Annotated in this window: 18 protein-coding genes; 3 read left to right on the forward strand and 15 right to left on the reverse strand. The window is 51.3% G+C overall.

The annotated features are described in order from the left end of the window. Window positions 1-32: 32 nt before the first annotated feature. A complete protein-coding gene (locus H8L47_RS26180; protein WP_186956756.1) occupies window positions 33-764 on the reverse strand; it encodes a flagellar brake protein in 732 nt (243 codons plus the stop codon). A 205-nt stretch (window positions 765-969) separates the two neighbouring features. Here H8L47_RS26180 and H8L47_RS26185 point away from each other — a divergent pair, with 205 nt between their 5' ends. Continuing rightward, on the forward strand, window positions 970-1500 hold the full coding sequence (locus tag H8L47_RS26185; protein ID WP_186956758.1) for an NADPH-dependent FMN reductase: 531 nt from the start codon (window positions 970-972) through the stop codon (window positions 1498-1500). Between the two features lie 273 nt (window positions 1501-1773). Here the strand turns inward: H8L47_RS26185 and H8L47_RS26190 are convergent, their stop codons facing one another. Both H8L47_RS26190 and H8L47_RS26195 read right to left on the reverse strand, forming a co-directional pair. After that, on the reverse strand, window positions 1774-2295 hold the full coding sequence (locus H8L47_RS26190) for a TlpA family protein disulfide reductase (RefSeq protein ID WP_186956760.1): 522 nt from the start codon (window positions 2293-2295) through the stop codon (window positions 1774-1776). Window positions 2296-2403: 108 nt separating this feature from the next. Continuing rightward, entirely contained in the window at window positions 2404-2853 is a 450-nt protein-coding gene (locus tag H8L47_RS26195; protein ID WP_186956762.1) for an Lrp/AsnC family transcriptional regulator, read from the reverse strand. 134 nt (window positions 2854-2987) lie between these two features. Between H8L47_RS26195 and lysA the strand changes: the two genes are divergently transcribed. After that, window positions 2988-4235, forward strand: coding sequence for a diaminopimelate decarboxylase (lysA, locus tag H8L47_RS26200; RefSeq protein WP_186956764.1), 1248 nt, complete (start codon window positions 2988-2990; stop codon window positions 4233-4235). A gap of 4 nt (window positions 4236-4239) precedes the next feature. Here the strand turns inward: lysA and H8L47_RS26205 are convergent, their stop codons facing one another. The 3 genes from H8L47_RS26205 to H8L47_RS26215 form a co-directional block, all read right to left on the reverse strand. Continuing rightward, window positions 4240-4959, reverse strand: a complete 720-nt coding sequence (locus tag H8L47_RS26205; RefSeq protein ID WP_186956766.1) for a substrate-binding periplasmic protein — start codon at window positions 4957-4959, stop codon at window positions 4240-4242. A 326-nt stretch (window positions 4960-5285) separates the two neighbouring features. Next, a complete protein-coding gene (locus tag H8L47_RS26210) occupies window positions 5286-5828 on the reverse strand; it encodes a TlpA family protein disulfide reductase (RefSeq protein WP_186956768.1) in 543 nt (180 codons plus the stop codon). 76 nt (window positions 5829-5904) lie between these two features. Beyond that, window positions 5905-6657: a phytanoyl-CoA dioxygenase family protein gene (locus tag H8L47_RS26215; protein WP_230413922.1), complete on the reverse strand. Its 753-nt coding sequence runs from the start codon at window positions 6655-6657 to the stop codon at window positions 5905-5907. Window positions 6658-6866: 209 nt separating this feature from the next. Between H8L47_RS26215 and H8L47_RS26220 the strand changes: the two genes are divergently transcribed. Beyond that, the gene (locus tag H8L47_RS26220; protein WP_186956772.1) at window positions 6867-7919 is read left to right on the forward strand and encodes a 3-deoxy-7-phosphoheptulonate synthase; all 1053 of its coding nucleotides are present in this window, start codon (window positions 6867-6869) and stop codon (window positions 7917-7919) included. Window positions 7920-7975: 56 nt separating this feature from the next. Here the strand turns inward: H8L47_RS26220 and H8L47_RS26225 are convergent, their stop codons facing one another. The 9 genes from H8L47_RS26225 to rpoC all read right to left on the reverse strand — a co-directional run bounded on the left by H8L47_RS26225 (window position 7976) and on the right by rpoC (window position 18600). Beyond that, complete coding sequence (locus H8L47_RS26225; RefSeq protein WP_222616691.1) at window positions 7976-8479, reverse strand: DUF2059 domain-containing protein; 504 nt, start codon at window positions 8477-8479, stop codon at window positions 7976-7978. A 54-nt stretch (window positions 8480-8533) separates the two neighbouring features. Next, window positions 8534-9895 carry a formimidoylglutamate deiminase gene (locus tag H8L47_RS26230; protein WP_186956776.1) on the reverse strand — a complete coding sequence of 454 codons (1362 nt, stop codon included), beginning with the start codon at window positions 9893-9895 and terminating at the stop codon, window positions 8534-8536. Continuing rightward, window positions 9892-10707 carry an N-formylglutamate deformylase gene (gene hutG / locus H8L47_RS26235; protein WP_186956778.1) on the reverse strand — a complete coding sequence of 272 codons (816 nt, stop codon included), beginning with the start codon at window positions 10705-10707 and terminating at the stop codon, window positions 9892-9894. Before hutG ends, H8L47_RS26230 begins: the two co-directional genes overlap by 4 nt. Window positions 10708-10720: 13 nt before the next feature. Further along, window positions 10721-11485, reverse strand: coding sequence for an IclR family transcriptional regulator (locus tag H8L47_RS26240; protein WP_186956779.1), 765 nt, complete (start codon window positions 11483-11485; stop codon window positions 10721-10723). A 130-nt stretch (window positions 11486-11615) separates the two neighbouring features. Further along, window positions 11616-11906, reverse strand: coding sequence for a hypothetical protein (locus H8L47_RS29560; protein ID WP_222616692.1), 291 nt, complete (start codon window positions 11904-11906; stop codon window positions 11616-11618). 28 nt (window positions 11907-11934) lie between these two features. Beyond that, window positions 11935-12615: an SPOR domain-containing protein gene (locus tag H8L47_RS26245; RefSeq protein WP_186956780.1), complete on the reverse strand. Its 681-nt coding sequence runs from the start codon at window positions 12613-12615 to the stop codon at window positions 11935-11937. A 13-nt stretch (window positions 12616-12628) separates the two neighbouring features. Then, window positions 12629-13426: a type III pantothenate kinase gene (locus H8L47_RS26250; RefSeq protein ID WP_329605497.1), complete on the reverse strand. Its 798-nt coding sequence runs from the start codon at window positions 13424-13426 to the stop codon at window positions 12629-12631. After that, the gene (locus H8L47_RS26255; protein WP_186956782.1) at window positions 13423-14214 is read right to left on the reverse strand and encodes a biotin--[acetyl-CoA-carboxylase] ligase; all 792 of its coding nucleotides are present in this window, start codon (window positions 14212-14214) and stop codon (window positions 13423-13425) included. Before H8L47_RS26255 ends, H8L47_RS26250 begins: the two co-directional genes overlap by 4 nt. A 156-nt stretch (window positions 14215-14370) precedes the next feature. Continuing rightward, window positions 14371-18600, reverse strand: a complete 4230-nt coding sequence (rpoC, locus tag H8L47_RS26260) for a DNA-directed RNA polymerase subunit beta' (protein WP_186956784.1) — start codon at window positions 18598-18600, stop codon at window positions 14371-14373. Window positions 18601-18804: the final 204 nt, after the last annotated feature.

The following is an 18804-nucleotide window of genomic DNA, read 5'->3' on the forward strand; positions in this document are numbered from 1 at the left end:
TGGCGCACGAGGCGGCCCTGGCACTGCTTAACTTACTTGGGCAACAATTTGCGCCGCTCATACTCAAGCTGATTGATATGCCTTTGTATGGCGACATCCATCTCATGTGGCAGCTTATGAAAACTGATGCCTATGCGGTATTTGCCCTGTTTGCTTTTTTCTATCTGGCTGACATGACGCACCATACCTTCGCAGCGCACTACATTGCGTATGCCTAGCACAATGTGTAATTTGGCGATGCGGTCCTGCACTCTGATTTGCGGCGGGCCGGAAACCTGAACACTCAAGCCGCCCACACATAAATCATAGATGGGCCAATAAGCCAGGGTTTCAGCCTGGTCGTTATATAACCGGACCTTGAGCGGATCGACGATGGGTAATTGATTGCGGAAATATTCGCGGCGCTGCATTCGAATAACCCGTGGTGGAATCGGCACCCAAAAGGCATCCTGATCGCCCCAGGTGAAGCGCTGCGGATCAAGCCCGCTGAATTGCACCCGTATGCCATCAGGCAAAGCCTGGAACACGCAGGAACTGGCTTTCTCCAGCAGTTTGTTGGCGCGGGCATCGCCACCTATATCAAACACCAGGCCATCATCGCGGGCAGAAAGTATCAAGGTGACGATAAATTCACGGCCCTCATTAAAATACACCGTAACCGGCTCACGCCTGTGCACAAGATCATTCAATATGCCCAGGATTTCTCTCTGACCAAGCAGGAAAAATTTGTCTTCTATTTGTTCATTGCTTAATGATGCAGACATCCAGCTACCCTTTTTATCTACTTTTTCTGAAAAATAGACTGCTTATTGCTTGAGGTCAATAGAAGAATATCGGCAGTGCCAGAGTAGCTAAGGATCAGTTGTTTTTTTGGCTTTACCAGGCAACATTCTGAGAATAGCACTTCATCAACAAGGACGGCTGGTTTATCGCATAATGCCTGTTCGAAGCATCCATCAACATCAATCAATGAAAATACTTGCGATTTGTGGCAGCTTGCGCGCAGCCTCTCTGAATGCCATGCTGATACGCGCCCTGATACGCCTGGCACCTGCCGATATCAAGATAACCGCCTATGCCGGCATGGCGACACTGCCTTTATTTAATCCCGACCTGGATTTGACACCACCCATTTGCGTGCTGGATTTGAAAGCCCAGATTGCGGCGACTGATGTCGTGCTGATTGCCAGCCCGGAATACGCTCATGGTGTCACTGGCGTCATCAAGAATGCCCTGGACTGGACAGTCAGCTCCGATGTGTTTGTCAACAAAGCGGTGGTGGTGTTGAATGCCTCGCCCAGAGCCACGCATGCAGATGCCGCGTTGCGGGAAATACTCAGCGTGATGTCAGCCAGGATACTGGAAACGGCATCGGTGACAGTGCCGCTCATAGGAGCGGGCCTGGACGAGGATGGCGTAGTCGGCCATCCTGAAATTGCAAGCATCTTGAAAGCTGCGCTGGAAAATGGTAAAGCTGAGTGGAAAAGCCAGCAATACTAGAACTCATTTCATCAATAGGGTGAGATGCGTTTGCCTCATAACGTGGGCTGGCAAGACGGACGAGGCAGTCAATAGCTTTGCCTATTGACAACGAGTCCAACGCAGTCCAGCGTGCGTTATGGGGCAAACCCTTCGGGAACTGACGATTTGGGCGCATTGCAGCGCGTAGTGTTTCACCCCTCCCTCGCTAAGGCACCAGCCTTAGCGAGGGTCACGCCTTGCTCTGCATCCCAAATCGTCTTGTTCGCACTCATCCTATTGATGAAATGAGTTCTAGGTAGCTAAAGCTTGCTCCAGCAAAGTATGCAGCTCTGAAAAAGATGGCTCACCGATATAGCGCTTCAGGATATTGCCTTGCTTGTCGATGACATAAGTGGTTGGCGTCAATTTGACATCGCCGAATGACTTCGCCAGTTTGCCCTGCAAATCCAGCGCGACATGGAAAGGCAGTTTGCGGGTTTCTGCGTAATTGAGCACATAATTCGGTGGATCATAGCTCATGGCAACGGCCACAAATTCCAGGCCCTGTTTATGATATTTATTATAGGTTTCTACCATCTTGGGCATTTCTGCCACACAGGTGGTGCAAGAAGTAGCCCAGAAATTCACCATGAGTACTTTGCCACGCAAGCTCTGTGACGAAATTTTTTCCCCCTTGAGATTGGTGAAACTGACATCGGGCATGGGAGTCTTGGCGCGATAGGTCACAAAGAATGTCACCGCCAGTGCGATCAGCGCCAGCGAGGCGATGACTGAAAATATGGCAAATTTACGGGGCGAAGAAGGAGCCAGCATACTTATTCCAAAATGAGTGTTTCGTCTGCCACTATTATACGGCGTTGAGATATCCCTGCCTGAGTAGTCTGAATATCGCGGCTTTGTGCCAGGTCAAGCCTGGCAAATTCAGTAGACGACGGGGACACTGATGGTTTTACCGGCCACATGGGTAGTCAGGACTATTGCCGTCGAGGTCGAACCAAAAGCATTGAGTTCATTAATAATGCGTTGCAAATGTTCAACGTCAGTGGCCAGTACGCGCATCACGGCACCATCTTCGCCGGTGACGGTATAGCAATCAATGATTTCAGGGCAGTTGGCGACATACTGGGCATAAGGCCGCCCCTGTTGTGTCGAGAGCCTGATCATGGCGGTGATTTGATAACCGAGTGCCCTGGGATTAATATCGGCACGATAGGCGCGTATCACCTGGGCAGCCTCCAGACGCTTGATGCGCTCTGACACAGCGGGCTGGCTAAGATGTACCTGGCGGCCTATCTCGGCATGCGACATGCGGGCATCCTGTTGCAATAATTGCAGGATTTTTTGATCAAACTGGTCGAGTTTATGATTCATAAGCATTTGACGTAGATTTCCAATCAAAGCCTTGGTCGATGAGGTAATTCCCTATGGAATCCCATTCAAACCATGACTTGCACTTGTTAAAGTAGAGCTTACACTAAACCTCAGGATGCCCTGGAAAAATTGCCATGACAACGACTATCACAGCCAACCAGCTTGCCCATATTGCCAGCGAATTCGATACACCATGCTGGGCCTATGACGCTTCCATCATAAGAGCGCAGATTGCCCGCCTGCGACAATTTGATGTCATTCGCTTTGCCCAGAAGGCATCCAGCAATATCCATTTGCTGCGTCTGATGCGAGAAGAAGGCGTGATGGTGGATTCAGTATCTCTCGGTGAAGTGGAGCGTGCGCTGGCCGCAGGTTATGCCAGCCAGGCTGAACATGGTGACCATGCGCCTATCGTGTTCACTGCGGATTTGCTGGACCGTGCAACACTGAAGCGCGTGGTGGAATTGAATATCCCGGTGAATTGCGGGTCACCGCAAATGCTGGAGCAACTGGGGAAGGCCCATCCCGGCCACGCTGTGTGGCTGCGCATCAACCCTGGCTTTGGTCATGGCCACAGCCGCAAGACCAATACTGGTGGCGAGCAAAGCAAGCATGGTATCTGGCATGAAGAATTGCAAAACGCATTGGCTATCATCGATCAGTATGATTTGACGCTGGTCGGCCTGCACATGCACATAGGTTCTGGTGTTGATTACGATCATCTGCAAAGCGTTTGCGATGCAATGATAGAACAGGTGAAAATCTGCAAGCGTGACTTGCAGGCGATTTCCATCGGTGGTGGCTTGTCCATCCCCTACCGTGGCGACGAACCTGCGGTGGATACTGAGCATTATTTTGAAATCTGGGACAAGGCCAGAAAAGAAATCGAAACCTTGCTGGGACACAAAATCAGCATGGAGATAGAACCTGGCCGTTTCCTGGTGGCGCAATCCGGTATCTTGATTTCTGAATTGCGTGCGCAAAAACAGGTGGGCAGCAATTTCTTTGCGCTGGTTGATGCTGGCTTCAATGACCTGGTACGCCCTTCAATGTATGGCAGCTTTCACCGCATTACTTGCCATGCGGCTGATGGCACTGCCCGCACTGCAGCTTTGCGTCCTACCGTAGTGGCCGGGCCTTTGTGCGAATCTGGCGATGTGTTCACGCAAGAAGACGGCGGCGTGGTCACGACCCAGGACTTGCCAGCTTGCGAGATTGGGGACCTGTTCGTCTTCCATGATGCCGGTGCTTATGGCGCCAGCATGTCGTCAAACTACAATTCCCGCCCGCTGATACCTGAGGTATTGGTCGATGGTGAGCAGATCAAACAAATTCGCCGCCGCCAGACTGTACAGGAATTGATTGCGCTGGAAAACGTCTAAGCTCTTATTGACGCAGTTCTTCCAAAAGCCCGGCCTTCCTGGCCTTGAGGATGGCTACATTCAGTTTGTCAATGATGCCGTCATCCTTGTCTGCTCTAACCGCAAAATGAATGGTGTCTATCAGCAGCGGCTTGGGCAAGACCGTCAGGCGTACATCAGCAAAAGGTGAACTGCTACCTTCATTTTCATCCCGCAGGGTCTGCAATTTGTTTTCGAGAAAATGCGGGTCTTTATTCACAGAACCAAATAAGCCCGCATCCATGCGACGGAACAAAAGTTTATAGATACGTGACAAGGGTGCGTAATTATCGACCTCGACCTTGAAGAGATTGTCTTTCATGGCGTCGAAGCGGTCACCATAGCTGAAGCCACGTGGTATGCCTATGGTCTTACCTTTGAGGTCTACCATGCTATTGAAGCGGAACTGCGCATCGCTCCTGGTGACCAGGAACATGTACTTTGATTGTATGGGCAGAGAAAAGCGGAAGATTTTTTCGCGCTCTTTGGTCTTGCTGACGCCGTATAAAACGCCCTCACCATTTTCTGCAGCCTGCATGGCGCGTGGCCAGGGGCTACGTTGCTGTTGTATCTGCAGATTTTCTTCACGTTCGATGAACTCGAATAACTTCTCTGCCAGCTTCAGTGGGAAGGGCTGACCGCGCTGATCTATAGGATCTGCTGTCAGCATGACGATATCCTTGGCATGCGCCGCTTGGACACTCATTCCAGAGGCCAGAACGAGTAAAGTCAATAGCGATGTCAGCCCCAAAACCGGGGCTAGCTTGCACAAGCGCATTTGACTTCACCAAGACCTTTCATACAAAAACTCTCAAAAGCTGCAGACAAAACTGATCTGGCGCATGGCCTGGAACAGGGCTTACTCATGGAGAGCAAGCCACGCAAGTAGGAAAACTAATTTATTTCTCACTTACGAAACTTGTCATATAGTAACGTCAATATAGCAATACGGCAAGTTTGACAACAAATTCTTACAATAAATATCTGTCATGCCGCATGGCAAATTGCTGGCGAGGGTATTGCTTTGAATGATCAGGTTTTAGCTGCTGGAGGATGTTTTTGTATGATGGCCTTGATATGCGCCCATTGTGCAGGTTTGATGCCGCCTTTAAATGACTCCAGCACTTTGCCATCACGGCCTATCAGAAAAACTGTTGGCGTCGCAAACACCTTGCCAAAATTATCCTGATAATCAGAGGCATTGCGCCAGAGAGAGGGGAAATCCTGATTCGCCTTGCTCAGCCATTTCGCCTGTTTGGCATACTCATCGATATCGCTCATGGCATCATCTATGCTGACAGCCACCAGTTCAAAGCCGGCCTTTTTATTGGTTTCATAAAACTTGCGAAAAGCGGGCATCTCGGCCTGGCAAGTCGGGCACCATGTGGCCCAGAATGTCACCAGTATGATGTTGCCTTTGCCAGTATCGAGTTTATAGGGTTTGCCATTCAACATGGTGCCAGCCAGCGCGGGCTGGGCAGGAAAAACCTCCTTGTCGGCGGCACGGGCAGATGGTGCGCTGATGGCGGCAAGGGATAGGACAGCCGCGACCAGCAGCCTTGACATACTGAACATGGTAAGACTCCATTTCAATCGCACTATGTGTTATAGCATAGTGCAGATTAAAACCAAACGTGTCAGCTTATTCATCTCATAGCACGATTTCAGGAGAAGCCGCTGAACGTGTACCTGGCCGTGGAGGATTATCAGCCGCCCGGTAAGTAAACACCATGGAAAACTTGGTCGCCGCAGTCTGGTTCTTGCCTGCGGCATGGAAGAGATTGCTATGGAATAGCAAGACGTCACCCTGCTGCAAAGGCACGGGCTGTGCTTGCGCCAGCAAAGCCTGGTTTTGCTCCAGGTCGGTACGCAAGAACTGTGCTTCATCCAGTTGTGCCACATCTATATCCATTTTATGGGAGCCTGGTATCACCAGCAGGCAGCCATTTTCTACTGTCTCATTGCGCAAAGCCAGCCACGAGGACACCAGTTCTGCCCGCTGGAAATTCCAGTAACGGCTATCCCGGTGCCAGCCTGTGGCCGTTGAATACTGCGGTTGCTTGCTCATGATGCAATTGTGATGCGACTGCGACAGCAAGGCACCGTCGCCCAGCAATTGTAATAAGGGTGCGGCCAGTGCCTGACCAGTAGCCCATTGCGCCAGACGCGGGTCACGGGCATAGGCTTGCAATAAGCGCCTGGCAGTCAGGCCACCTTCGGCATCGCGTGAAGCGGGCGCGCCAGGATAGCGGGTATCTGCCTCGTATTCTATGGGTTGTACCTGCCCCGCCAGTTGCTGCTCGCAATAGGCAATTACTTCTTCGCAATAGGCCGCGCTGGCCTGTTGCCGCAATACCAGAAAACCCTGGCTGATAAATTCTTCTTGTTGCGCAGTACTTAACATGGTCGTCATCTATAGTAAGAAAATACCTTCATCGCGCATCATTCACGGCGCACCAGGATGGTTCATTCCTGATTTTAGGGGAGTTTATCTTCAGGCGATCAGAACAGATCAGATCAAATAATGCGAAATTGTGATTTGCATGTAATTATAAAAATGCAGTAATCGGTGATAATGTAAGCCAAATTCAACGCAAAACCCTCTTACTCAACATGACACATACCATACTGGAAAACATCAACGTCAGTTCTTTCGAGAACATGCCCACCCCAGAAGAACTGCATGCACGCCTGCCCCTGAGCGATCTGGCGGGCGATGTCGTTGAGCAAAGCCGCGAGAGCTTGCGCAATATACTTGAACGCAAGGACAAACGCCTGTTCGTCGTGGTTGGCCCCTGCTCCATCCATGACCCGGTTGCCGGGCTGGATTATGCGCGTCGACTGAAAGCCCTGCAGGAAGAAGTCAAGGATGTGATGTTGCTGGTCATGCGTGTGTATTTTGAAAAACCACGCACGACGACAGGCTGGAAGGGTTATATCAATGATCCGTATATGGACGATTCTTTCCGCGTTGATGAAGGCATGGAAAAAGCCCGCCGTTTCTTGCTCGACGTCTGTGAGCTCGGTCTCCCGACCGGTACCGAAGCGCTGGACCCGATTTCGCCACAATACCTGGGTGACCTGATTGCCTGGACTGCAATCGGTGCTCGCACCACGGAATCACAGACTCACCGTGAAATGTCGTCCGGCTTATCTACGCCTGTGGGCTTCAAGAATGGTACGGATGGCGATATCAGCATCGCCATCAATGCGATCCTGTCTGCATCACACCCACATTCATTCCTGGGTTTGAATGGCCAGGGCCGTGTCTCCATCGTACGCACCAGCGGCAATCAATATGGCCACGTAGTCTTGCGTGGTGGCGGTGACCGCCCTAACTACGATACCGTGTCCGTCGCCATGGCCCAGCAAGCACTTGTCAAGGCCAAGCTGCCACCCAATATCGTGGTCGATTGCTCACACGCCAACAGCTATAAAAAACCGGAACTGCAACCTCTGGTCATGGCAGATGTGATTAACCAGATTGCCAATGGCAACAAGGACATCGTTGGTGTCATGATCGAATCCAACATCATCGCCGGTAACCAGCCCATTCCTGAAGATTTGTCGCAACTCAAATACGGTTGCTCAGTCACCGATGCCTGCGTGGATTGGGAAACGACAGAGAAGATGTTGCGGGATGCGGCAACACGATTGCGCGGATAAAAGAAATTGGGTGCATCAAATGCACCCAATTTTGTGATGTGAACTTTAACAGCAATTCATCTTGGTTTAAAACAGGTTATTGCAATGTCAAAGCCAATCCTGATTGCCGCATTGGTTAGTATCTGCGCTTCCGGACTGTTCAGATATTTTTTACCGGCCGGGGTTTCATAAAACAGCTTGATTTCATTTTTCTCGGCATCACTGAAGTTGGCGATAGGCTTTTCTTGCGTTGGGTGATTTTGGTTATAAGCCTGGGTCTCAATGGCAGTGATGTATTTGATACCCAAAGGCGTTTCGTAAAAATCAGCAATAGAACGTAGTTCATTGCCAGTGAAGTTGGCAACATACAAACCGTGCATTTGCGGTCCGAATTTTTTCTTCCAGATTTTGTCTATGCAAGGAAATGTTTCTGGCTTGCCCGTTGCCTTGATCATCCTGACGGTACCACTGGCATTGATGGCGCGCGTCGCTTCAGCACTGACATTATCGGCTGCACTGGCCATGTCAACGGTACCGTTAAACAGAATCAAGGTAATGATTAGCTGGCTGAATTTAGACACACATAGACCTTTACTATTCAATTGGAATAAGCCTGCAATTGTACTTGCAGGTCATCACAACTGCCTCAGTTGTCGCATGCAATTAGCATAGGAAAGCTGTACTTCTGTCTGATTTTTGTGCTGGCCTGTCTGCACTATTTTCTTTCCGCCCACATACACATCGCGCACCAGATTATCATTGCCTGCAAATACCCAGGTATTGAGTACATCTGCGCTAGCTATACCGGCAAGATTGGGATGCTCATCATCAAGTACCACGATGTCGGCACGGTAGCCTGCACTTAGCTGGCCGAGCTTGCGCCCGCTGGCTTGCGCACCGCCCTGTAAGGCTGCCTGGTATAAAAAATCACCTACCTTGCGCTGCGCCGGAGTGCTGGCGATATTGCGGCCTTGCAGGCGCAGGCGCTGGCCATATTCCAGCCAGCGCAATTCTTCTACCGGGCTTTGTGATACATGGCTGTCACTGCCTACACCAAAGCGGCCATTGGCTGCGATGTAATCTGGCAAATCAAAAAAACCATCACCGAGATTGCCTTCAGTGGTCGTGCAGATGCCAGCGACTGCGCCGCTGGCGGCGATGCCTTGCACCTCTGCCTTGTTAAGATGCGTGGCGTGCACCAGGCACCAGCGCTGATTCACCAGGCCGCTATCGAGCAAGAGCTCTACCGGGCGTCTGCCTGAGTATGCGATGCAGGCATCAACTTCTTTTTGTTGTTCAGCGATATGGATATGAATGGGGCGGGCAGCAGGCAGTGCCGCCACCAGTTCGCGTATCTGGCTGATGTTGGCAGCACGCAGGGAATGCGGGGCGACACCAACTTCAACCTGGGCATTGCGCTTGCCTTCCAGTGCGTCTATCAATTGCATGATCTCTGCCACATTGGTAGAAAAACGGCGCTGGTCGTGGCGCAAAGCCTGCTCGCCAAAATCGGCATAACTGTATAACACGGGCAACATGCTGATACCCATGCCGGTTTGTTCTGCTGCTGCAATCACGCGCTCTGCCATCTCGGCGGGGCGTGCATAAAAACTGCCATCCTGATCACGATGCAGGTAATGGAATTCACAGACAGCGGTATAGCCATGGCGCAGGCATTCAGCATACAGTTGCGCAGCGATGGCCTGGATTTGCTCAGGTGTGATATGCAGGGCATAGCGATACATCAGATCACGCCAGGTCCAGAAACTATCCTTGCTTTCGCCCGCCATTTCTGTCATGCCAGCCATGGCGCGCTGGAAGGCATGCGAATGCAGGTTAGTCATGCCAGGCAAGACAAATTGCGCCTGGTTTTCATGTGGTTGTAAAGCTGCATCCTGTTCGACCAGGTTCAGGTCGCCGGTCTCATTCCAGTGAAGGCGTACATTGCTGGCCCAGCCTTGTGGCAGCAAGGCATGGTGGGCAAACAGGCTACTCATGCTGCACTCCCTTGCACCTTGTTCCAGTCAAGACAGGCTTGCAATAATTGCTTGAGCAAAGGCTGTACTTGTGCAGCGAGATCAGGACGATATTCATAAGGCGCGGCTTCGTTCATGTAAACGCACTGGCTCATTTCCAGTTGTATCGCATGGATATTGCGGGATGGCTGGCCATAATTTCGGGTGATATACCCCCCTTTAAAACGACCATTGAATATATGGGTATAGGCGGATGCGTGGGCAGAATTCTGCAAGGCGTTTGCGACAGCAGTTTGCATGCCCACATCGCAGGATTTTTGATCGGCAGTACCAAAATTCAGGTCAGGCAATTTGCCTTCAAAAAAGCGTGGCACCTCAGATGCAATGGAATGTGCATCCCACAGGACGACGCTGCCATGCAGGCTCAGCAAACGATCCAGCTCTTGCTGTAATTGCTGATGATAAGGTTGCCAGTAAGTGGCGATACGGCGCTGCACTTCGGCTTCTTCCGGTAAATTCCCGGGTGCATACAAAGGCTGTTTGGCGAAAGTGTCGACGGGGCACAGGCCGGTCGTATCTTGCCCCGGATACAGATTGGCATTGTCGCAGGAGCGGTTCAGGTCTATCACATAGCGCGAATATTCAGCCGCGATGGTAGAGGCCCCCAGCTCTGCCGCCGTATTGTAGAGGCTGGGCAAATGCCAGTCGGTATCGGCTTTTTCCAGCGCCACTGGCAGCATTTGTGCTGCTACATCAGCCGGTATGCTGGTGCCTGCATGTGGCATGGAAATCAGTAGTGGCAGGCTGCCTTGTTGGAAGTGATACGCAGTCATGATGTCTCCGTCTTTATGGATGTTGTAGTTTGCGGCTCAGCCTGTCGGCTGCTGCCAGGGTCATGTTGATGAATTCTTGCTTGCGCTCTTGTATGCGCTGCGTCGGTGCCATCAGGGACAAAGTGGCTTCGAGTTTGCCACGACCAGAAAATACCGGTGCGCTGACACCCCAGATGCCAAGGTCAACTTCGTTTTCACTGGTGGCATATCTTTGCTCACGTATGCGGTTTAACTGGGTTTGCAAATCTTGCAGGGATGGACTTGATAGCGGTGCATTTTCCAGGAAATTCTGTGCCAGCAGATCATCTTGCAAGGCAGGTGGCAGATATGCCAGCAAGGCCTTGGCAGAAGCACCACGCACGCTGGAACTGGCACGGCCCTTGGCAAAGGAGCAGCGCAGTGCTTGCTGACTTTCCTGCATGTCCAGGCACACCACTTGCCCGTTCACATAAGCCAGCAAGCCCACGCTTTCACCTGATTTTTGCACCAGCTCAGCCAGTTCATCACGCGCGGCATTCATGAGCCAGGAATGCTGGTCAAAACCACGCGCGAGTTGCACGGCCAGAGGGCCAGGTTCATACAGACCGGTTTGCGCATGCTCCTGCACCAGACCCCATTTCTTGAGCGGCCCGAGCTGGCGGTACAGGGTACTAAGGGGCAGCCCAGTCTGCTCTACCAGTTCACGGGCAGACAGTGCTTCGCCATGGCGGGCTATGCAAGTCAGAACTTGCAGAACGCGCTCGTTTTGGGGAATGAGATCCTTGCTGGCTGCGGACATGGGAACATGAATTGAAATAGCAGTACGTGACTCATTCTAGCAAGCAAATGAGAAACATCAAGAAAGCATTCCCACACTATGGGAATTGCATCAGTTATTTGAAATGAAAAGAGATATGAAGAACAGGGAATCAGTCGTGACCGCTGAAATAATCTTTATTTGACCTTGAGAAGTTCATGAAATCCCCTTCGCTTGCGTCCTCTCGATTCACATATTGTCCACTGGGAGGCCCCAAACTGGGCTGCACAAACAAATAGCAAGTTATAACCCCGATGACTGGTAATAGCCATATCAGGCCATATTGACAATATTTTTGCACAGGATCAAAAAATTCACTCCTGGCGACCAGGTAAGTCACATAAAGATTCATTGCCAGACAGAGAATCGCAATGCAAATGGTCAGGATGACAAAACTATTCATATTGGCTGGATAACAGTGATGACAAAAACTAACTCCTGCTATACGGCGTCAACTGACAATTGCGATTCTCTTGCGCAGGAAAACCAGCCTTGATGGCGTCGTACTTGCTCTTTTCTTCTACACTCAGGGTCCTGAGCTGGAAAGCAAACTTGTTGGTGCTGACTGTACGCGGACCTATGCGGGCTGAGCGCACGCCCTTGTTGCTGAGATTATTCAAATGCAGTTTTGCGGCTTCTTCGGTTTTGAAGACGCCCAGTGAAATACCCCAGCGCAGATTGCTTTGGTCCTGGACAATGTAAAAATCGTTGAGGCCAAGGCGACGCAATTCGCCCGCTTTTTTGTCTGCACCTTCCTTACTACCCTGGGATGGAATGAAAACCATGTGGGTGGCGACATCAACAATATTGATGCGCGACTGGCGGTCACCCAGGGCCAGGGTCTTCAATTTTTCTTCTATGCGGGGTATCTCTGTTTGCTGGAAATTACCGACTTCCAGGCAGGCGATGACTTCGGCTTTCTTTTCTGATACCGGCTCTGTGGGCGTGAGTGCCTCGGCAGCCGTCATCAATTTGAGCTGATCAACATGGTGCTGCTTCTTAAGGCGTTCTGGTTCATGGGTATCGAGTGACCAATGTCCTAAATAGCCAAAATTAAATGCCAGCAGGAAGGCATTCAAGATAAGCAGGCTCCAGAAAAAAAATCTCAGCATGGTAGTGTCAGTGTTATCGGTCCGGGCTTGATTGTGCCACGACAAACAGGCCCGTCAAGACCAGATTGTCGACATGTTGGTAAGGAATGCCCAAATGGCTCAGTAAATACGGTGCAGCACCACCAGAAATCACGCATTTGATGCTCTGCGACTCTTGCTTTTCCAGTGTATCGACAGCACGCAAGATAGCACCAACCTGGGCGCAGATGCAGCCACTGATGATGGCATGATCGGTATTATCAGCGAAGACTTTGGCGATATCGGTTGATTCTGCTACCTGATGCAACTGTGCGGTATTGCGTGCCAGCGATTCTGCCATGAGCTTCAGACCAGGCAAGATCATGCCACCCTTGAACACGGCTTGCGCAGTCACGGCATCGACTGTGGTGGCAGTTCCACAAGTGGCGACGATCAGGCTCTGTTGCGGGAACAGATAATGCGCACCTATCATGGATGCCAGGCGGTCACAGCCAAGTTGTGCCGGGTTGCGGTAAGTATTGTGCAGACCAGCGACTTCTTCTTGCGAGGCAAACCAGTCTATCACCACACCGGGTTGTGTCTCTTGCAGCAGGGCTGTCAATTTTTCTTTGATGCTGGCACCGGCAACATTGGAAACCAGGGCATGAGTAAAACCCAGGCCCTGCCAACTGGTTTTCAAACTATCGAGCTCAGCATGACTGACGGAAGCCATCTGCCACCATACCGGTGCAGTGCCTGCTTTCGTTTTTTCCAGATCGGCTATCGCCCATTTGATGCGTGTGTTACCTGCATCTATCAATAATTGCATCATGCCTGCTTCATCCTTTGTCATGTTACGGGCCGCAAGGAAACATCGCCAGCCAGTACATTGACCTGCCCCTGTTCAGTCTGCAATACCAGACAACCAAGCAAGTCCACTCCCAGTGCTAAACCTGTATGCAAGACTTGTCCATGATCGAGGATATGCACGGTTTGATTGGCATAAGCATGCAAGGCATTCCAGCGTGACAGGAAGGCGCTAAAGCCCTGCCCGGCAAATTGCTGCAAGGCGGTAGCAAGGGCATTCAATAACTGCGCGAGCAAGTGGTTTCTATCCATTTGCGCCAGCCACGGTGCATCTGCCAGGGCGCGGCCAACTTGTGCTTCCAGCTCGTCTGACACTTGCAGGTTCAGGCCTATGCCAGCAACTATCCAGGTACCGCCTTCAATCGCAGCGGCAGATTCGAGCAGGATGCCGGCCAGTTTTTTGCCATCACGCAGGATGTCATTCGGCCATTTGAGTTGCACGTTCTGGTTCAGTGTATTCAGACACTCCGCCAGGGCAACCCCTATCGCCAGTGGCAGGCCCAGCAAGTTTTGCGGTGCTTGCGGCAAATGCCAGGCCAGGGAAAAAGTCAGCATGCCGCCGGGCACAGTCAGCCAGGGGCGGCCAGCCCGGCCACGCCCTGCGGTCTGATGTACAGCGACCCGCAAGACCGGGCGCTGCAATACCTGCAGACGCGCCATCAGGTCGGCATTGGTGGAGCCGGTTTCTTGCACGACTTCGATATCGACTTCACGTGCGGCTGCATCGCAAAGTTTTTCTATCTCGGCGGCATTCAGTAAGGTGTTTTTATTCAATTGCTTGCTTGGTCACTCAATATGATTCAAACCGTAGGACGCATTTAATATGCGTCAATATGCGGGTATTTTACAGCGGCCCGGCATTTCAGCGGGCGTAAAAAAAACGGCACCCTGTACAGGTGCCGTTTCTTCATGACTTAATGGATCAGATAATTAAACTTCGCCATCTACCACGTCAGTTGCTGCTACTTCTGGTATTGGAGCAAATGCTGCTTTTTCTGCTTCCAGCAAGGCTACGCGTTCATCGGCTTCCCAAGTTTCTTTCAACTTGCGAGCGCGATGGAATGCCAGACCTGTACCAGCAGGTATCAGGCGACCAACGATGACGTTTTCTTTCAAGCCACGCAGACCATCTTTTTTGCCCATGATCGCAGCTTCGGTCAGAACACGTGTGGTTTCCTGGAAGGACGCCGCAGAGATGAAGGAATCGGTAGACAGGGATGCCTTGGTAATACCCAGCAAGATATTTTCATATGTTGCAGGGATACCGTTAGCTGCTGCTACGCGATCATTTTCATCCAGCAATTCGGAACGTTCTACCTGTTCACCAACGATGTAGTTCGCGTCGCCTGGATTAACCACGACAACGCGACGCAACATCTGACGCACGATCACTTCAATGTGCTTGTCATTGATCTTAACGCCTTGCAAACGGTACACGTCCTGAACTTCATCAACGATGTAACGTGCCAGCGCCTCGATACCCAACAAACGCAGGATGTCTTGTGGATCGGCTGGGCCGTCAACAATCATTTCACCTTTGTTCACGACCTGGCCGTCATGCACCAGGACTTGTTTGTCTTTAGTGATCAGGAATTCGTGCTTCTCGCCGTCCATGTCCGTGATTTCCAGACGTTGCTTACCTTTGGTTTCTTTACCAAACGCAACCGTACCTGTTACCTCTGCCAGCATACCGGCATCTTTTGGTGAACGGGCTTCGAACAACTCGGCAACGCGTGGCAGACCACCGGTAATATCACGGGTTTTTTGTGATTCTGTCGGGATACGCGCCAGAACTTCACCCACGTGTACTTGCTGGCCGTCTTTCACGGTAATCAGCGCGCCGACCTGGAAGCCAATCGTTACTGCGTGTTCTGTACCAGCAATCTTGACTTCTTCGCCTTGTTCGTTCAACAGCTTGACTTGTGGACGCAGTGTTTTACCAGCTGCACTACCACGGCGTTTCGCATCGATCGCCACCAGCGTGGACAGACCTGTTACATCATCAACCTGTTTGGCAACAGTCACGCCTTCTTCGACGTTTTCGAATTTCACCGTACCGGTGTATTCGGTAATGATAGGACGGGTCAATGGATCCCACGTCGCCAAGGCTGTACCAGCCTTGATGATCAGACCGTCTTTGACGATCAGGGTTGCACCGTAAGGTACTTTATGACGTTCACGTTCACGACCGTGGTCATCAGTGATCAGCACTTCGCCAGAGCGGGAAATAACGATCTGGTCGCCTTTACCGTTAGTGACATAACGCATGGTCGCTGTGAAACGGATAGTACCGTTGGACTTGGCTTCAACAGAAGATGCAATCGCTGCACGGGATGCCGCACCACCGATATGGAAGGTACGCATCGTCAACTGTGTACCTGGTTCACCGATGGACTGCGCAGCGATAACACCGACTGCCTCACCAGAGTTAACCAGGGAACCACGACCCAGATCACGGCCATAGCACATTGCGCACAGACCATAGCGTGTGTCGCATGTCAGTGGTGTACGTACTTTGACTTCATCGATGCCCAGGGCTTCGATGCGTTCTACCATTGTTTCGTCCAGCAGGGAACCAGCTTCGTACAGGGTTTCCTGTGTTTCTGGATTGACGATGTCATTCGCGCAAACGCGGCCCAGGATCAGGTCACGCAAAGGCACGTTAACTTCACCACCTTCAACGATGGCCTTCATGGACGAGCCATTGGATGTGCCGCAGTCATCTTCAACCACGACCAGATCTTGCGTCACGTCAACCAGACGACGTGTCAGGTAACCGGAGTTCGCTGTTTTCAATGCCGTATCGGCCAGACCTTTACGCGCACCGTGAGTGGAAATAAAGTACTGCAAAACGTTCAGACCTTCGCGGAAGTTCGCGGTGATCGGCGTTTCGATAATCGAGCCATCCGGTTTCGCCATCAGACCACGCATACCTGCCAACTGACGAATCTGGGCTGCAGAACCACGCGCACCGGAGTCGGCCATCATGTAAATGGCGTTGAAAGATTCTTGTGTACCGACAGTACCATCGCGGCGTGTGACTGGTTCAACTTTCAGTTGTTCCATCATGGCCTTGCCGACTTCATCACCTGTCTTGCCCCAGATATCGACCACTTTGTTGTAACGTTCGCCCGCAGTCACCAGACCGGACGCATATTGCTGTTCGATCTGTTTAACTTCGTGTTCTGCTGCTGCCAGCAAAGTCACTTTTTGTGGTGGAACCAACATGTCATCGATACAGATGGAGATACCGGCGCGTGTCGCCAGACGGAAACCCATTTGCATCAATTGATCAGCAAACACTACCGTTGCACGCAGACCGCACTTGCGGAAAGATGTATCGATGAGTTTGGAAATTTCTTTTTTCTTCAACGCACGGTTCAGTACGGTGAATGGCAAGCCCTTAGGCAGAATCTCGGACAAGATCGCACGGCCAACAGTCGTTTCATAACGCTTGATGGTTTTGACGAATTCGCCAGTTTCAGCATCTTTAGGGAATTCAGTAATACGGACTGTGATACGTGTGCTCAGTTCGACTTCCTTGTTGTCCCAGGCGCGTATCGCTTCTGAAACGTCAGGGAACATCATGCCTTCGCCCTTGCCGTTGATTTTTTCACGGGAAGCGTAGTACAGACCCAACACGATATCCTGGGAAGGAACGATAGACGGTTCGCCATTGGATGGGAACAGAATATTGTTGGATGCCAGCATCAAAGTGCGTGCTTCCATCTGTGCTTCGATAGACAGAGGAACGTGGACCGCCATTTGGTCACCGTCAAAGTCGGCATTGAAAGCCGCGCAGACGAGTGGATGCAACTGGATCGCTTTACCTTCAATCAGGACTGGCTCAAACGCCTGGATACCCAGACGATGCAGCGTAGGCGCACGGTTCAGCATGATAGGATGTTCGCGGATGACTTCTTCCAGGATATCCCAGACGACTGGTTCTTGTATCTCTACCAGTTTTTTCGCTGCCTTGATGGTCGTTGCCAGACCCATCAATTCCAGTTTATTGAAAATGAAAGGTTTGAACAGTTCCAGTGCCATCAGTTTTGGCAGACCGCACTGATGCAATTTCAGTTGTGGACCAACCACGATAACGGAACGACCAGAGTAATCGACGCGTTTACCCAGCAAGTTTTGACGGAAACGACCGCCCTTACCCTTGATCATTTCTGCCAGGGATTTCAGAGGACGCTTGTTGGCGCCTGTCATTGCCTTACCGCGACGGCCGTTATCCAGCAGAGAATCGACGGCTTCCTGCAACATACGCTTTTCATTGCGTGTGATGATTTCAGGAGCGCGCAATTCCATCAGACGCTTGAGACGGTTGTTACGGTTGATGACGCGGCGATACAGGTCGTTCAGATCGGAAGTCGCGAAACGGCCACCATCCAGCGGGACCAATGGACGCAATTCTGGCGGCAGGACCGGCAGAACTTCCATGATCATCCAGTCTGGCTTGATGCCTGAGCGCTGGAATGCTTCCAGTACTTTCAGACGTTTTGCGTATTTCTTGATCTTGGCTTCAGATTTGGATTCTTTCAACTCTGTGCGCAGGGTTTCTGCATCACGGTCGATGTCGATGGAACGCAGCAATTCGCGGATGCCTTCGGCGCCCATGAATGCAGTAAATTCGTCGCCGAATTCTTCGTACTTGGCAGCGTAATCATCTTCAGACATGATCTGGCATTTTTTCAGCGGAGTCATGCCTGGATCGGTGACGACATATGCTTCAAAATACAGAACGCGTTCGATATCGCGCAAGGTCATGTCCAGTACCATACCCAGACGGGATGGCAGGGATTTCAGGAACCAGATATGCGCAGTTGGGGAAGCCAGCTCGATATGGCCCATGCGTTCACGACGCACTTTGGCCAGCGTCACTTCAACGCCACATTTTTCGCAGATAACGCCGCGGTGTTTCAGACGTTTGTATTTACCGCACAGGCATTCGTAATCCTTGATAGGACCAAAAATCTTGGCGCAGAACAAACCGTCGCGCTCAGGCTTGAAAGTACGATAGTTGATGGTTTCCGGCTTTTTAACTTCGCCGTAGGACCAGGAACGAATTTTTTCTGGAGACGCCAGACCAATCTTGATCGCGTCGAATTGTTCGTTGGGTTGGACTTGCTTGAATAGATCGAGCAGAGCTTTCATGTGTATCACTCCAGTTAAGCGCGCAAACGCTTGGTGGCTGAATGGTGCTGCAACAGAAGCTTCGCCGCTTTACCCTGTTCGCATGAGCGGGAGAGCCAGGTCTTTTCGACACAGGTTCCGCTGATACCGGGAACGACATTACTTCCAAACTGCTTGCCAGGTTTAACGGCCATCGCCCGAATGCTATCCGGGCGATGACTTACT

It is taken from the genome of Undibacterium umbellatum, assembly GCF_014284125.1.
In the GTDB taxonomy this organism is placed as follows: domain Bacteria; phylum Pseudomonadota; class Gammaproteobacteria; order Burkholderiales; family Burkholderiaceae_D; genus Undibacterium; species Undibacterium umbellatum.

What these genes read in the sequence shown, in the direction of transcription:
- H8L47_RS26180 (WP_186956756.1), bottom strand. Translation starts at nt 764, where the DNA reads ATGTCTGCATCATTAAGCAATGAACAAATAGAAGACAAATTTTTCCTG.
- H8L47_RS26185 (WP_186956758.1), top strand. Translation starts at nt 970, where the DNA reads ATGAAAATACTTGCGATTTGTGGCAGCTTGCGCGCAGCCTCTCTGAAT.
- H8L47_RS26190 (WP_186956760.1), bottom strand. Translation starts at nt 2,295, where the DNA reads ATGCTGGCTCCTTCTTCGCCCCGTAAATTTGCCATATTTTCAGTCATC.
- H8L47_RS26195 (WP_186956762.1), bottom strand. Translation starts at nt 2,853, where the DNA reads ATGAATCATAAACTCGACCAGTTTGATCAAAAAATCCTGCAATTATTG.
- lysA (WP_186956764.1), top strand. Translation starts at nt 2,988, where the DNA reads ATGACAACGACTATCACAGCCAACCAGCTTGCCCATATTGCCAGCGAA.
- H8L47_RS26205 (WP_186956766.1), bottom strand. Translation starts at nt 4,959, where the DNA reads ATGAGTGTCCAAGCGGCGCATGCCAAGGATATCGTCATGCTGACAGCA.
- H8L47_RS26210 (WP_186956768.1), bottom strand. Translation starts at nt 5,828, where the DNA reads ATGTTCAGTATGTCAAGGCTGCTGGTCGCGGCTGTCCTATCCCTTGCC.
- H8L47_RS26215 (WP_230413922.1), bottom strand. Translation starts at nt 6,657, where the DNA reads ATGTTAAGTACTGCGCAACAAGAAGAATTTATCAGCCAGGGTTTTCTG.
- H8L47_RS26220 (WP_186956772.1), top strand. Translation starts at nt 6,867, where the DNA reads ATGACACATACCATACTGGAAAACATCAACGTCAGTTCTTTCGAGAAC.
- H8L47_RS26230 (WP_186956776.1), bottom strand. Translation starts at nt 9,895, where the DNA reads ATGAGTAGCCTGTTTGCCCACCATGCCTTGCTGCCACAAGGCTGGGCC.
- hutG (WP_186956778.1), bottom strand. Translation starts at nt 10,707, where the DNA reads ATGACTGCGTATCACTTCCAACAAGGCAGCCTGCCACTACTGATTTCC.
- H8L47_RS26240 (WP_186956779.1), bottom strand. Translation starts at nt 11,485, where the DNA reads ATGTCCGCAGCCAGCAAGGATCTCATTCCCCAAAACGAGCGCGTTCTG.
- H8L47_RS29560 (WP_222616692.1), bottom strand. Translation starts at nt 11,906, where the DNA reads ATGAATAGTTTTGTCATCCTGACCATTTGCATTGCGATTCTCTGTCTG.
- H8L47_RS26245 (WP_186956780.1), bottom strand. Translation starts at nt 12,615, where the DNA reads ATGCTGAGATTTTTTTTCTGGAGCCTGCTTATCTTGAATGCCTTCCTG.
- H8L47_RS26250 (WP_329605497.1), bottom strand. Translation starts at nt 13,426, where the DNA reads ATGACAAAGGATGAAGCAGGCATGATGCAATTATTGATAGATGCAGGT.
- rpoC (WP_186956784.1), bottom strand. Translation starts at nt 18,600, where the DNA reads ATGAAAGCTCTGCTCGATCTATTCAAGCAAGTCCAACCCAACGAACAA.